The organism is Arthrobacter sp. MYb221 (assembly GCF_002979835.1).
In the GTDB taxonomy this organism is placed as follows: domain Bacteria; phylum Actinomycetota; class Actinomycetes; order Actinomycetales; family Micrococcaceae; genus Glutamicibacter.
In genome coordinates this window covers 194,024-209,313 of record NZ_PCPW01000003.1, presented here as the reverse complement: position 1 = coordinate 209,313, position 15,290 = coordinate 194,024, and the positions used below count along the sequence as shown (strand labels likewise).

The window sequence follows — 15,290 nt, the reverse complement described above, 5'->3', positions numbered from 1 at the left end:
CTCACTTGCTTTAGTGCTGATGCAGTGCTGCCAACCTCCATAGTGGGGGAAAGCATTCTGCTTGGAAACTTCATTATATAGGCGTTTCTCCGATATTTCTACGTGGCGTAAAAATATCGAGTGATGACTGGGTTTGCGGATAACCACCTTGGGCCGGTCAACGGGTGGCGCTGCTTCGTGTTGACTTGGGGTTTTTTGTTTCAGAAAGTTCAATCTGTGTCAATGCTAGGAATCTTGGTTTTTGCATCCCCGGGAAACTGTTGCGCTTCCGACGGGCCGTGAGTTCTACAGGCTGTCGAAATTGGTCTATTCTGGCAATACGGTCATTTTCTACGACATGTAGAAAATGAAGTATCGACTTCTCGTGACAGTTGAGGAATCCATGGATGTATTAGAGATTGCCCGGTGGCAATTCGGTATTACCACCGTGTACCACTTCCTGATGGTGCCGCTTACCATTGGCCTCGGGCTGACCGTTGCCGTGATGCAGACGGTTTGGCACCGAACCGGCAACGAACACTGGTTGCGCATGACGAAGTTCTGGGGCAAGCTCTTCCTCATTAACTTCATCATGGGGGTAGCCACGGGCATCGTCCAGGAGTTCCAATTTGGAATGGCGTGGAGCGAATACAGCCGATACGTGGGCGATGTCTTCGGCGCACCCCTGGCCATGGAGGCCTTGCTCGCCTTCTTCGTCGAGTCGACCTTCCTCGGATTGTGGATCTTTGGATGGAAGAAACTACCTCCGCGGATCCACCTAGCCACAATCTGGTGCGCCTCACTGGCGGCGATCCTTTCGGCCTACTTCATTCTGGTTGCCAACTCCTGGATGCAGCATCCGGTAGGCACAGAGCTCATCGACGGGCGCGCGGTGATGACCGATGCTTGGGCGGTATTCACCAACAACACCGCACTGGTGACCTTCCCGCACACAATTTTTGGTGCATTCGCGGTCGCCGGGGGCTTCCTGCTGGGAATCTCCTGGTTCCACCTCTACCGCCGCCGCAAGGAAGGCATCGACAGCGTTGATGCCAATGGACGAGTCGTCGTCGGTGAGGACCCGGCTAAGGGCCGGGTGCGAGATCGAAAGGATCACAAAGTCTGGATCACTTCATTGCGCATCGGCGCAGTGATCGCCGTGGTCTCCTTCGCCGGGGTCGCGCTGTCCGGCCATGAACAAGCAAAGCTCATGTTCGAGCAGCAGCCCATGAAGATGGCAGCCGCCGAAGCAGCATGCCATGACGGAACCGGCTTCTCGGTGCTCACCCTCGGTAACGTGAGCACCGAAGGGGCGACCACTTGTGACGACGTCGTTGCGGTCTTCGAACTGCCGGGGCTTTTGTCCTACCTCGCCAACGGCGATTTTGAGACTCCCGTCAAGGGCGTGAACACGCTGATTCCCGAATATCAGGAAAAGTACGGAAGCCACTACCCAGATGACCCGGCCTTCGGGCAGTACGCAGGCGAAGAGATCAGCTACCTTCCGGTGATGGAAGTAACGTACTGGGGATTCCGGCTGATGATCACCCTCGGCGGGCTTTCGGCGGTCGCTGCAGCCCTGGCGCTGTGGCTCACCCGCAAGGGGACGGTGCCCTACAGCAAATGGCTTTCACGGCTAGCTCTGCTCAGCATTGCAGCGCCCTTCGGCGCGAACTCGGCAGGCTGGATCTTCACCGAAATGGGCAGACAGCCATTCACCGTGGCGCCGAACCCTCAGATGGGCGGAGTGGACCAAGTGTTCATGTACACCGCCGCCTCGGTTTCTCCCACCGTGAGCGCCGGAGAAATGCTCTTCTCATTGATCACGCTGACCTTGGTTTACGGGGTGTTGCTGGTGGTGGAACTGGTGCTGCTCACCCGATACATCCGGGGAGGCACCGGATCGGCCATGCCCGAACTGCTGGATAACGAGCAGCCTTCGGACAAGGACCCTAGCGACGACGAGGGCGACGTACTCGCCTTCGCATATTAGACAGGCGATAGTAATGGATTGGCTTCCTACTCTCTGGTTTATCCTCATCGCCGTGCTCTGGACCGGCTATCTGTTTCTGGAAGGTTTCGACCTTGGCATCGGAATGCAGATCGGTCTGGGCCGCGGCGGCGAAAAGCACAAGCGCGTGCTGCTCAACACCATCGGCCCGGTCTGGGACGGAAACGAGGTCTGGCTGCTGACCGCCGCCGGGGCAACCTTCGCGGCCTTCCCCTACTGGTATGCGTCACTGTTTTCCGCGCTGTACCTCCCGCTGACGCTCGTGCTGGTGGCATTGATCTTCCGTGCGGTAGCCATCGAGTACCGCGGAAAAGCCGAAAGCAGGAGAACTCGCGGACTGTGGGATCTGGCCCTGGGCTGGGGTTCCCTTGTTGCGGCTTTCGGGGTCGGTGCAATGCTCGCGCTGACCACCCTCGGCCTGCCGCTGAACGAAAATGGCGACCGGGTCGGCGGGCCCTTCGCCTGGCTTACCTGGTCGGCAATACTCGGCGGTGTAGCGGTGGTGGCCTTTAGCTGGATCCACTCGATTGCCTTCCTGCGGCTGAAGACCGACGGGCCAATCCGTGCACGTTCGGGCAGGCTCTTTGTCCGTTGGCTCCCGCTGTGCATCGCCCCATTGCTGCTGTGGTCGCTGGTCGTCCTGCTCGGGCAGCGCTCGGCAATTGCCTGGGGACTCCTTGGGCTGGCCCTGATCGCGGTGTGCGGCGCATGGATGAGCGCACGGTCGGGACATGAAGCTCGCTCCTTCATAGCCCTGGGCATCACGCTCTTGGCCGCGGTGGCGGCGATCTTCGTCGCAGCCTTCCCGGTGGTGCTTCCCTCGACCCTTGACGCAGCCTTTGATTTGACCATCGACAACGCGTCGAGCTCGCCCTACACCCTGAAGCTGATGAGCATCGTGGCCGCCTTCGGCGTGCCTCTGGTGCTCGCGTACCAGTCCTGGAGCTACTGGGTATTTCGCAAACGCATCAGCGAAAGGCATATCCCGGAGGATCACCTGGTGACCTCGGTCGTGAAGTAGTTTAGCCAGTTCGAAAGGAACCGCTCATGCCTGCGCCCCGCTTTTTGCCTCGTGACCTGCTGCCCCGCCGACAGGTTGCCCTGTTGGCGGCCTTCTCGGTGCTCAAAACCAGCGGGCTAATCCTCGTGGCCTACACGTTGGCCACGTGGATCGCCCAGATGTCCGTCGGGCAGCCGCACCAGCAGCTGCTGCTCTGGTTGGCGCTGGGCGGGGCGGCATTGCGCACAGCGGGAGTCTGGGGACTCAACGCCGGCTCCCGGCGTATGGGGGCCGGAGCGAAAGAGCGGATGCGCGCAAACCTGATCGAATCCGCCGCTTCGCGCCCGGGGATCGTTGCAGATCAGCAAAATGACCTGTCGCTGGCGGAGACCTCGACGTTGGCAAGCCATGGCATCGAAAAGCTCGATGACTACTTCACCAAATTCATTCCCGCGCTGATCGGCGCCACGGTTGTGCCGTTGCTTCTGGGGATCTACATCTTGCGGATCGATTGGCTCAGCGCCCTGGTGCTGCTGCTGACGATTCCGTTGATCCCGGTATTCATGGCGCTCATCGGGATGCACACCCAAGACACCATCGAGCAGTCGCAAGCCAAGCTCGACGCCCTAGCCAACCAACTCTACGAACTCGCCCAGGGGCTGCCGGCGCTACTCGGACTGGGGCGTGCCCGCCACCAAGGGCACGCCATCGCAAAGGTGAGCGAACGCTACCGGGCCGCGACCATGCAGAACCTGCGGACCGTATTCATGTCCAGCTTCTGGCTGGAACTGATCTCAACGCTCTCGGTTGCCGTGCTCGCCGTACTCATCGGTGTTCGACTCGTTGGCGGAAACATGGATCTGGGCACCGGGCTGACCATCTTGATTCTCGCGCCCGAACTGTTCATCGCCTTGCGTGAGGTCGGTTCGGCCTACCACGCGGCCGATGACGGGCTCGCCGCCTACGAACGCTACAGCAAACAAATACAAGGCACTCCCGCCAGCCCGCTGCGCGCCCCAACCGGCCCGAGGCACAAGGCCAATGTGCTCGAAGTGCGAAAGCTGGCGCTTAGATACCGGGGGCAGGAACCGATCTATAGCGATTTTAATATGGACCTGCGCGCCGGAGACCGCCAGGTGCTGAGCACCGCCAGCGGTAGCGGAAAAACCAGTCTGCTCAAGCTCATCGCCGAGGCGCAAACCAGCAGCAATGAGTTCGCCGCCGAGCTGGTGAGCGGCGAGATCTTTGTGGCCGGTGAATTGGCATGCATCAGCCAGCACCCGCAGTTCAACGCCCAGACGGGAACCGAGCAAATCGCACAAGACGCGCCAGGCGCGCCCAAGGAGCTGGCCGAAAGGCTAGCTGCCGAACTGAACCTAAGCGCCATGTTGCCACGTGCCATAGCGGAGTACTCGCCAGGGGAACTACGCAGGCTCGAGGTGCTGCGCGCGCTATTGCGGCTGCACTCGGTGCCCAGCTGCCGGCTGCTGCTGGCCGATGAGCCCACGGCCCATCTAGACGAACAGAACGCGGACACGGTCCGCCGGCTGCTGGCCGAACTACCTGAAGATTGCGCCATGCTGGTGGCCAGCCACGACCCGCTCATCACCGAAACCGGTCCCGCGCTGAGCGCCCGCCAGCCAGCGCCCAATCACCTGCACGCGGTATCCCCGGTGCCGATGCGCGGCGGGGCCGCGCCCCAGGGGAAACCAGAGGACAAGCCCCGGTGGAACCCACGCAGGGAAGTCATGAGCAACTATCCGGCAGCCCGCAAGGCGCTGTGCTACGGGGTGCTCTCCATCCTGTGCGCCGTTGCGCTCGCCGGGCTCAGCGGTTGGCTCATCGTCGAAGCCAGCTACCAGCCGGCGATCCTGCACCTCACCGTCGCCTTTGTCATGGTGCGCACCTTGGGCATCGGGCGCGCGGTATTCAGGTATCTGGAACAGCTCGCCATCCACGACGCGGTGCTCGGCTATGCCGGGGCCCTGCGTGAAAAGCTGTGGAACGCCATGGTCGCCAACCCGGCACGCTGGGGCATGATGAGCCGCTCCTCGGTGGTGCTGCGGTATTTGCTCGCCGAAGTCGACGAATTACGCGACTCCCTCGCCCGAGTGCTCTTCCCACCCTTGCAAGCACTGATCGTGTGGGCCCTGGCCACTGCGGCGCTTTTCCAGATCCAGCCAGAATTCGGCTACGCGGCGCTTGGCGCCGGGCTCTTCCTGGCCTTCCCGGCGCGCTGGCTGGTGAAGCAAGTCGAAGGGCGGCATCTGGCCCTGGCGCTGAGCCATCGCTTGCAGCTGAACCAATTGGTGCTATCGATTCTGCGCACTAAGGAAGCACTGCGCGCCTACGGCAGCCTCGGCCCGGTGCTGCAGAAGCTAGCCCGGTCCGAAAGCCGGAATACCGCCCGGGCTCGCCGCCATGCCTATGGCCAAGGCACCGCCCCGGCGCTGGCCGCGTTGACCACGGTGCTGCTTGCCACGGCGTTGGTGTCCCTCTCGCAAAGCAGCGCATCGTTCACGGCCCTCGCCGTGCTGCTGGCCTTGTCCCTGGCAGAACCGGCAGCTAGCGCGCTGGGCGCGATCCAGCAGGGGCGAGCCTTGCACGAGCTGACCGATCAGCTCGCCGGCCGCGGGGTAGGGGAGCAACGCACTGCGGGACCAGGCGCAACCGCACCGAAACCTGGCTACACGGTCCACGGCTACCGGCTGGCCGGGCTGGAACTGGGCTACGTGCCCGGAACCCCGGTGATCAGCAACCTGGACGCGCAGATTCGCCCCGGAGAGTGGACCGCGCTGACCGGAGCCTCAGGCTCGGGCAAATCCACGCTGCTCACCGCCTTGCTCGGCGCCCTGCCCGCGAGCGGGGGACGCCTGGAAAGCATCGATGAGCACGGCAACTACCGTGCCCTGGAGCAGGGGGCGATGGACTCGGTGGCCTGGTGCCCGCAAGAGGCGCACCTATTCGATTCCACTCTTCGACGGAACCTGAACCTGGCAGCCAACAGCGCGGCGCCGGCGTCCGACGAAGCGCTCATCGGGATCCTGCACCGGGTGGGGCTCGCCGGCTGGTACGCGGCGCAACCTGCCGGGCTCGATACGCGGATCGGCAGCGGCGGGCACCGGCTCTCCGGCGGGCAACGCTGCAAACTTGCGGTCGCCCGAGCCCTGGTCGGCGGGCAGCAGGTGATCCTGCTCGATGAACCGACCGCGCACCTAGGCGTTGATGAAAGCGCCGAACTAATCCGCACGCTGCGTGCTGCGCTCGCCGGACGGACCGTCGTGCTGATCACCCACGAGACGAAGCTGGCCGAAATGTGTGAGGGTTCGATCTGCTTAGACCGAACTCTCACACCCACCAGCTAGAAGCAGCCGCCCGTTTAGAGCAGCACACCGCCATCGGAGAACGGCAAGGTGTCCTCTCCTGGATGCAGCTCTGGTTTCACCCGGGGCTTGGCGGCCGGGGCGGCGTCGCTCTGCTGTGGCGCAGGCGCGCTCGGCTCACTGCCGGCCACCGCACCGGCAGGTGCTTGGCCCGGCAGGGAACCGCCGAGAATGTTGATCGTCTGCGCCAGCGGGGCGCCGGAACCGTCACGCTTGGCGAATTCGGTTGGCAAGGCGCGCACCACCCCGGCGGCCGAACTGGCGCGGGCCGGCCCGTAACCGGCGTAGCCCAGCGCCAGGTAGTCCTCGCCCTTGGCGAAGCGGTGTGCCCGCACACCGGCCGTCGCGCGTCCCTTCACGGGGAACTCGCTGAAGGAACTGAGCTTCACCGACTGGCCCGAGGTCCCCGGAAGGGTCTGCGATCCGGAAGCTATGGTCGCCACGACCGCGTCCTCATTGGCCTGGCCCACCACGCCGAAATGAATGACCCTGTCTTCTCCGGCCAGCTTGATGCCGGCCATGCCCGAGGCGGTCCGCCCCTGCGAGCGCACGGCGGTGGCGGGGAATCGCAATAGCTGGGCCTGGCGAGTCAGGAAGACCAGCTCATCGGAGTCCTCGGCCGGCGCGGCGGAAACAACGACATCGCCGTCCTTCAAGGTGATCACCTCGAACTCTTCGCGGTTCAACGGATAATCGGGGGTGACGCGTTTGACTACGCCATTTTGCGTGCCCAGGGCGAAGACCCGGTCCAGCGGCAGCAACGCCACCACGCGTTCGCCCTTTTCAAGCTTCAGGAATTCGCCGACCGGGACGCCATTGGCCAGCTGCGGGAAGCCATGAGTTTCGGGCAGCACCGGCACGTCGATCAACGAAATGCGGATCATCCGTCCGGTGGTTGTCAGCGCGCCGATCTCCCCGCGGGCGGTCGAGGGGACCTGGGAGGAGAGCACATCGTGCTTGATGCGTGCGGAGGAAAAGTCCAGCGGGCTCCGGTCATGGGTGCGGGCGATCTGCCCGGTGGCCGAGAGCAGCACGAAGCAGGGCGAATCGGAGACTTCCAGGGCCAGCTTCGCTGTTTTTCCGGTGCCTACCTCTTCGGGCAGCGCGGTGCCCTTCAGCGGTTCGAGGGCGGAGGACTTGTTCAACTTGGTGCGCCGCGGCGTGCCGAAGGTCTCCGCCATCTGGCCGAGCTCCGCGGAAACCAAGGCATGCAGCTTCTGATCGTCGCCCAGGATTTCGCGCAGCTCGGCGATTTCGGCGCGCAGCTGCTCGGCTTCGGCCTCCAACTCGATCCGCGAGTACTTGGTCAACTGGCGCAGGCGCAGTTCCAGAATGTGGCTTGCCTGCGGTTCGCTGAGATCGAAGACCGTCATCAGCCGTTCGCGGGCTTCGGCGGTCTGCTCGGAGGAACGGATGATTGCGATGACGTCATCGATGTCGAGAATCGCGATCAGCAGCCCTTCGACCAGGTGCAACCGGTCTTCGCGCTTGGCCAGACGGTGCGCGGTCCGCCGGCGGACCACATCGATGCGGTGCTCCACATAGACGGTCAGCAGTTCGCGCAGTCCCAAGGTGCGCGGCTGGCCCTCCACCAGGGTCACATTGTTGATCCCGAAGGAGTCTTCCATCGGGGTGTACTTGTACAGCGCGGCCAGCACGGCGTTCGGGTTGAAGCCGTTCTTAAGCTCGATCACAAGCTTCAGACCATGGTGGCGGTCGGTGAGGTCAACGACATCAGAGACACCAACGATCTTCTTGTTGTTGACGCCGTCCTTGATCTTCTCGATGACTTTTTCGGGCCCTACCGTGTAGGGCAGCTCGGTGACCACCAGCGCGGACTTGCGAGCCGAGATCTTTTCCAGGCTCACGGTGGCGCGGGTGCGGAATGCGCCGCGGCCGGAGCGGTAGGCGTCCTTGACGCCGTCAAGTCCCACAATCGTGCCGCCGGAGGGCAGATCCGGACCCGGAACGAACTTCATGAGTTCTTCGACCGGTGCATCCGGATTCGCGATCAAGTGCTGCGCCGCGGCGACTACCTCGTTGAGATTGTGCGGTGCCATATTCGTGGCCATGCCCACCGCGATACCGGTGGTGCCGTTGACCAGCAGATTGGGGAACGCCGCAGGCAGCACCTCGGGCTGCATGAACTGGTTGTCATAGTTGGGGACGAAGTCCACCACGTCTTCGTCGAGGTTTGCGGTCATCGCCACCGCGGAGGCGGCGAGCCGGGCCTCGGTGTAACGCGGGGCGGCCGGTCCGTCATCGAGCGAACCGAAGTTGCCGTGGCCATCGATCAGCGGCAGGCGCAGCGAGAAGCTCTGCGCCAGACGCACCATCGCATCGTAGATCGCCGTGTCCCCGTGCGGGTGGAGCTTACCCATGACTTCGCCGACCACGCGAGCCGACTTCACGTGGCCCTTCTCCGGGCGCAGGCCCATTTGGGCCATCTGGAAGAGGATGCGTCGCTGCACCGGCTTCAGGCCGTCTCGGGCATCCGGTAGCGCACGCGAATAGATCACCGAGTAGGCGTACTCCAAGAAGGAGGATTCCATTTCGCTGGTGACATCGATATCGACGATGTTCTCGACGAAATCCTCGGGAATCTCGGGAGTTTTTTTGCGAGCCATTACTCTGCCTTCGCCCTTCATCTGCTGCTTCACGGCCTAAAATGTCGGATTTCGTGTTGCAGCTGGGCGCAAACGCGAAAGCGCGACTATTCTAAGCCTATGGTGGATCGTAAACTTTCAGCGGCATATCCAGCCCACTGGGAAGCAGATGTTGTTCTTCGCGACGGCACGACCGCGCATCTTCGGCCAATTACGCCCCAAGATGCTCAAGCCTTGCAAGATATGCACAAACAGCAATCTGAAACTTCGGTTTACCTACGCTATTTTACGTACAAGTCGTCGCTGACTCCTAAAGAGCTCGAACGGTTCACCAATGTCGACCATCGCAACCGGGTGGCCTTCACCGTGCTGCGCGGTTCGAAGATCATCGGGGTAGGCCGCTATGACCGGCTGGACGATCCAACGGAAGCCGAGGTCGCGTTCAACGTCTCGGACGAATACCAAGGCACCGGAATCGGTTCAATCCTGCTCGAGCACCTTGCCGCCGCCGGGCGAGAAAACGACATAGTCAAATTCACCGCCGAAATCCTGCCGGAGAACCGCAAGATGCTCACCGTATTCTCGGATGCCGGCTATGCGGTGGCCCGGCACTTCGAGGATGGGGTGATCATGCTGGAATTCCCCATCAGCCCCACCGAGAAATCAAAAGAAGTCACCGAAGCGCGAGAACACCGGGCCGAAGCGAGCAGCGTTGCCGGGGTGCTAGCACCGTCCGCCGTAGCGGTTATCGGTGCCAGCCGCGCCTGGGGGAGCATTGGCCACGACGTGCTGGACCGGCTCGTCGAAGGGGGATTTACCGGCACCGTCTATGCCGTCAACGAGCAGGCCTTCGAGGTCGGCGGGCTGCCGAGCTATGGAAATATTACCGAGGTCCCCGGCCCGGTGGACTTGGCAATTATTTGCGTGCCACGAGAACGGGTTCTGGAAACCATCCAGGACTGTGGCGCGCACGGAGTCAAAAGCCTGATTCTCATGACCGCGGGCTACGAGACCGCCGACGGCCTAGTGGCCCAACGCAAGCTGGTGGCGCTGGCCAGGGCAAATGGCATGCGCGTCATCGGCCCAGCGTCCTTAGGGGTACTCAATACCGATCCGCAGATCCGCCTCAATGCCTCGCTGGCAAGCGAATTGCCGCAGGCAGGACCGGTAGGCCTGTTCAGCCAGTCGGCAGCCATGGGCATTGTTTTGCAAGGCGCAGCGATGCAACGCGCGGTAGGCCAAAGCAGCGCCATCTCAGCCGGGCTGCGCGCAGATGTGTCCGGCAATGACGCGATGCAATATTTCGAGGATGACAAGCGCACCGGCGTTGTGGCGATGCATTTGGAATCCTTCGGCAATCCACGTAAGTTCTCCCGCATCGCCCGTCGCCTGGCACGCAGCAAACCGGTGATCGTGGCCAAATCCGACCTGATGGGCCGACGGATACCACCGGGACACTCGGTGCGCTTGGGCGAAGCCCCTCCGGCGGCGTTGAATGCGATGTTGCGGCAATCCGGGGTGATCCGGGTGAGATCCATCGAGGAGCTCATGGATGTCGCCTCGCTGCTCTCGGTATTTCCGGCCCCTGCCGGACCGCAGGTAGCGGTGCTCTCGAATTCTTTGGCCCTGGCCGAAATCGTCTGTGATGTCACGGTGGGACGCAACCTGTTCGCCACCGCGCAGGGTGAAGAATTGGATTACTCGCTCGGAGAATCACGATCGATCTCGAAATTGCGTGCGCGGGTGACCGAACTTGTGCAAGATCCGCAAGTGCACTCGGTGATCGTGGCGCATCTTCCGGCCATCGGGATAAACGCTCAATCGGTGATCAAGGTGCTGACCGAATTCAAGGGGCAGGACAAGCCCGTCATTGCCCTCATGCCAGGCATCACGGATCCGAAATTCCGTGAGGGTGTGCATCAAGGCATTCCGGTGTTTACCTCGCCTAGCGAGGCCGTTGGCGCGCTGTCCAAAGCCTACGGCTACAGCCAGTGGATGAACGTCCCGTTTCAAGCCCTGCCGGAACCCACAGATGTGGATGTTGCCGGCGCGCATGAGTATCTTGAGCAGCTGGTCGGCGACATCGTCGGTACCGAACTGAAAGAGCTGAACCACGAACAGTCCAGTAAACTCCTTGGCTACTATGGCATCAAGGTATTCGATTCGACGGTGGTCAAGTCCGCCGAGCAAGCCCTGGATGCCGCCAACCGGCTCGGTTGGCCGGTCGCGCTGAAAGCCAACGATCCGGATATGCGCCAACGCCTCGATCTGGGCGGCGTTCGATTGAACATTCCAGATGCGCAGAGCCTAGAGGCAAACTTCAATCATATGAGTTCGCTCATGGCCTCGTACGACGTGACCTCGCTCGAAGTGCAATCCATGGCACCGGCAGGTCAAGCCTGCGTGATCAAGGCGGTGGAAGACCCGTTGCTCGGGCCGGTGATCTCCTTTGGACTGAGCGGCGATCCGGTGAACCTGCTCGACGATTGGGCCCACGGGGTGGCGCCACTGACCACAGAAGACCTCGACAACCTGATTCGACGCCCGCGCAGCAGCGTTCGGCTCCGTGGCTATCAGGGTCTGCCGGCGGTGGACCTGGAATCCCTGAAAGACTTCATCACGCGCGTCTCGATGCTCAAGGATCATCACCCAGCGGTGACGATTATGAACTTTGCGCCGATTAGCGTGGCTCAGGATTCGCTGAGTGTCCTGGGGGTCAGCATGAAGATCGGCAATACCGAACAGCGTACCGATAGCGTGCGGCGGGCCCTGCGAAGTTGAGCTGAGGGGTGGCTTGGATGATTTGGTCCGTTGCACTCGGTAGAATTAGGTTATGAACTCACCAACGTATTCCACTACCGCTGGTGCTGAATTGCAGCACGACCTGGTCAGGGCCGGCTTCTACCCGCAGATGGTGCAGGACGTCTTAGCCGAGGCAATGATGTCCCAACCGGTGCTTGACCACTACGTTCATCTGGAGACGCACTTCGACCACACCGAAGTTCACCGCCACATCACGGTTTTGGTGCTCAGCGAAAATGTCTTGTTCATCATCCACGTAGACGATCAGCAGCTCGATGACCACGGCAATAATGTCGTGGCTCAGGTCTCGACCGAAATGATCTCCTTGCGACGTATCGCCTCGGTCGCTACCAATTATGTCTATCACCAGCCACAGCATTACCGCACAGGCGATGAGGTGCGTGAGCTGACCTTCGGCATGTCATGGAACGGGACGAGCCGAATCGACCTCGCCCCTGCTCCCTGCACCGATCCGCCGTGCGATGCAGATCATGGGCTGAACGGAACCGCGCAACCCGAGGACTTGGTGATTCGGGTCAGCGCCGAGGCCGACGGGCAGCGCGCGGTCAACAAGGCACGCGAGTTCGCGGTGCGTTTGCGACAAGAAACTATCTGATTGCGTATGAGCCAAATTTTGAGCGATCCCGCGTTGCCAACGCCGCCTCAGGCGCTGCCTGCGGCCCCTGCCTACGGGAAAACGACACTGTCGGAAATTCTCCCTTCCGCCGCCCACGCACTCGGCGTTCCCGGCTACCGCAATCCGCTGGGGCTAAAAGCCACTAAACGGGTCAGCCTGATCATGGTTGATGGGTTGGGTTGGAATCAGTTCAAATCCCATGCGGCGCACGCCCCATTCCTACGTTCGCTCTTTGAGCGAGCACAGAAGCTGGGCACCGGTTTTCCTTCGACGACTGCGACGAGCCTGACCAGCCTGGCCACAGGTGTGGCACCTGGCGAGCATGGCATGCTCGGCTATGACGTGATCGATCCCGAGCGTCGGCGAGTAGTTAACCAACTTGGCGGCTGGCCCGCGGATCTGAAGCCAGAATCCTGGCAGACCGTTCCCACGGTATTTGAGCGAGTCCATGAACACGGCATCCATGTGGCTTCGGTTTCATTGCCCCTCTTTGCGAATTCTGCATTGACCCGCGCCGCCTTGCGCGGGCCGAAATTTGTGGCGGCCAAACAAATTACCGCACGCGCCCGGGCCACTCAAGAAATTTTTGCCAGCCACCGCAACGCACTGGTGTACACCTACTTTAATGAACTAGATAAAGTCGGCCACAAATTCGGTGTGGATTCCAGCCAATGGCGCGACACCCTCGAGGAAATTGACTACGTCATCAAATCGCTGGTCTCCCGATTGCCGGAGGAGACCACCGTGCTGATCACCGGTGACCACGGAATGGTCGATGTCCCTGAATCACAGCGCATCGATTTCAGCCTCGAACCAGAACTCATCGAGGGAGTCGAGCTCACCAGCGGGGAACCGCGCGGCGTGCATTTATCTTTTGCCGCGAAGACCAGCGACGCGCAACGCCACCAGGTACGCGAAGCATGGCGACGTGCTTACGGCTCGAAGGCCTGGGTGCTCAGCCGCGAGGAAGCGATCGATCTGGGGTACTTCGGCGATATCTCTGAAGCCCATGCCGCTCGCATGGGTGATTTGATCATCATGGCCGCCGAAGCAATCGCTTTCTACGATGGTCGGCGGGTGGCTCCGATGGCCTTTGACATGATTGGCCAGCATGGCTCGCTGACCGCCGGCGAGCGATTCGTTCCGCTATTTACGCATCACACCAAGTAATTCGCGGATAAGTCGCTTTCAGACCGGTAAAACAAGAGGCACTGCACAAAGTTGAAAACATTTGTGCAGTGCCTCTAGTTTTGCGCGGAAGCGGCTCGTTTAGGAGTCGGTGTCCTTCTTGCGCTTTCCAAACATGATGTCATCCCAGCTTGGAACCGAAGAACGCTTCGGCTTGCGCGGGGAGGAATCCTCGGCGGAAAGTTCGGGTTCCTGACTTGCGTCGTTGGAATCTTCCTTGTCCGTGACTACCATCAACTGCGAAGTCCGAGATGAGATGCCTTGTGACAGATGGGGGAATGACTCCTCATCGTCGTTCTCATACTTGCTCATGCTGCGTTCAATGATCTCGTTCAACCGGTCATCCTTCGCAGGATCCTCCGGGGCACGCTGGCCACGACGGGAATTGAGCAGGCTGACCAATTCCTCGGAATCGTTATTGTCTGCGCTGGCACTTGGTGCGGCCGGCTGCTCGGCCTGGCCTACGGCTGCGATGGGACGAAAATACTCTGGTGCCTGCTGCTCGCTTAACGTTTGCGCCCAACGATTTAGGTTCTTCAAGGACTTGCGCGCCGGGGTGAAAGCCCACTTGGCGACATTTTCCTTGCCGTCCGCCGAACCGTTGTCCAGCGACTCAACGTTTTCAGATGGCAGCGGAGAATCAAACTCCACCGTTACGATCCACTGGCCCTCAGGATCCTTCCAAGAGTTCCAGCGTGCGTGTTCGGCGTCGATATTGAGCTGGTGCAAACGATGCGTCACCATTGAACCAAGGTCCGCCGGTTCTTCGCCGAAAATCTCGCGGTACTCGGCATCGGTTTGAGGCCCGGAAACCTCTACCCGACGAGCCAATTCAGCGATGTGCTCACGTTCTGCTAACACTGGGCCTTCATACTTGACGATCTGTTCAACCGGAACATTCCATTCCAAGGACAGATCGTAAGCGGAAGCTCCAGCACGTACTCGTGCCTGGATCTCACGCGGCGAATGAACCGAAGACTCATCGCGGTTTCGCGGCGCCCGAGCTCGGGCGATTTCGGCCATTGCACTGCGCAGCGCATCGTCGACGGAAAGCTCAAAGCTCATCCCATCGTCGCTGCTGACCTGCAGGCTGGAACCATTTTCATGAATTCCTACCAGTCTCAGCTGACGCATTACTACCCTCCACACGGTCTATTTCCTGAGTAAAACTCTGCCACCTATGACCCTGATTTCCTATTACCGCCCCGGGTGTGGCGCAAGAATACTCGCAAGTTCATATCACTTTGTGGCTGATGTGTCACTGGCGGGAATGTTCGGCGCAGTTCAACGTTATACTTTTAGGCCGGTACTGGTGTTTACCAACAAGTGCCAAGTATCGAGATTATCGCCAGCGGAAAAGAGTGAAATACGATCATGGCCAATGAAAATGTTGCCTCACGTGAGACCAGCCAAGACCAGTCCCGCGCCGAGCAGCTGGCCGCAGCGAAAAAATTGGGCACCGCCGCGTCCGCGAACCTGGTCGATGAAAGCGAAGCTGAGCTTGCCGAAGCCTATGTTTTGCCCGGGGGAGAAGCCGGCCAAGACGAAGCAAATGTGGATATCATTCCGGAGCAAGCCGACGAATTCACCTGTGCCTCGTGCTTCATGGTGCGCCACCGTTCCCAGCTTGCCCGCGAAGATCAAGGGCAAAAATATTGCACCGAGTGCGAGGGCTAAGCCCCAA

Annotated in this window: 9 protein-coding genes; 7 read left to right on the top strand and 2 right to left on the bottom strand. The window is 61.0% G+C overall.

Going from position 1 to position 15,290, the window contains the following annotated elements:
• Positions 1 to 382 precede the first annotated feature (382 nt).
• Genes CQ015_RS05500 through cydC form a run of 3 tightly spaced genes read left to right on the top strand, consistent with a single transcriptional unit; the run spans position 383 to position 6,355 of the window.
• Positions 383 to 1,972 (top strand): cytochrome ubiquinol oxidase subunit I, encoded by a 1,590-nt coding sequence (locus tag CQ015_RS05500; RefSeq protein ID WP_105552400.1) that lies wholly within the window; start codon positions 383 to 385, stop codon positions 1,970 to 1,972.
• A 13-nt stretch (positions 1,973 to 1,985) separates the two neighbouring features.
• The gene (cydB, locus tag CQ015_RS05495; RefSeq protein WP_105649559.1) at positions 1,986 to 3,011 is read left to right on the top strand and encodes a cytochrome d ubiquinol oxidase subunit II; all 1,026 of its coding nucleotides are present in this window, start codon (positions 1,986 to 1,988) and stop codon (positions 3,009 to 3,011) included.
• Between the two features lie 26 nt (positions 3,012 to 3,037).
• The gene (gene cydC, locus CQ015_RS05490; protein ID WP_105649558.1) at positions 3,038 to 6,355 is read left to right on the top strand and encodes a thiol reductant ABC exporter subunit CydC; all 3,318 of its coding nucleotides are present in this window, start codon (positions 3,038 to 3,040) and stop codon (positions 6,353 to 6,355) included.
• Positions 6,356 to 6,369: 14 nt separating this feature from the next.
• On the opposite strand, the gene CQ015_RS05485 is transcribed toward cydC, so the two are convergent.
• Positions 6,370 to 9,000 (bottom strand): DNA topoisomerase (ATP-hydrolyzing) subunit A, encoded by a 2,631-nt coding sequence (locus tag CQ015_RS05485; protein ID WP_105552397.1) that lies wholly within the window; start codon positions 8,998 to 9,000, stop codon positions 6,370 to 6,372.
• A gap of 99 nt (positions 9,001 to 9,099) precedes the next feature.
• Between CQ015_RS05485 and CQ015_RS05480 the strand changes: the two genes are divergently transcribed.
• The 3 genes from CQ015_RS05480 to CQ015_RS05470 are packed head-to-tail and all read left to right on the top strand — an operon-like array spanning position 9,100 to position 13,588.
• Complete coding sequence (locus tag CQ015_RS05480) at positions 9,100 to 11,760, top strand: GNAT family N-acetyltransferase (protein WP_105552396.1); 2,661 nt, start codon at positions 9,100 to 9,102, stop codon at positions 11,758 to 11,760.
• 52 nt (positions 11,761 to 11,812) lie between these two features.
• Entirely contained in the window at positions 11,813 to 12,397 is a 585-nt protein-coding gene (locus tag CQ015_RS05475) for a DUF5998 family protein (RefSeq protein ID WP_105649557.1), read from the top strand.
• A 6-nt stretch (positions 12,398 to 12,403) separates the two neighbouring features.
• Entirely contained in the window at positions 12,404 to 13,588 is a 1,185-nt protein-coding gene (locus CQ015_RS05470) for an alkaline phosphatase family protein (RefSeq protein WP_105552394.1), read from the top strand.
• Between the two features lie 99 nt (positions 13,589 to 13,687).
• Here CQ015_RS05470 and sepH read toward each other — a convergent pair whose 3' ends face one another.
• The gene (gene sepH, locus CQ015_RS05465) at positions 13,688 to 14,740 is read right to left on the bottom strand and encodes a septation protein SepH (protein WP_105552393.1); all 1,053 of its coding nucleotides are present in this window, start codon (positions 14,738 to 14,740) and stop codon (positions 13,688 to 13,690) included.
• A 240-nt stretch (positions 14,741 to 14,980) separates the two neighbouring features.
• On the opposite strand from sepH, the gene CQ015_RS05460 reads away from it, so the two are divergent.
• On the top strand, positions 14,981 to 15,283 hold the full coding sequence (locus CQ015_RS05460) for a DUF4193 family protein (protein WP_105552392.1): 303 nt from the start codon (positions 14,981 to 14,983) through the stop codon (positions 15,281 to 15,283).
• Positions 15,284 to 15,290 lie beyond the last annotated feature (7 nt).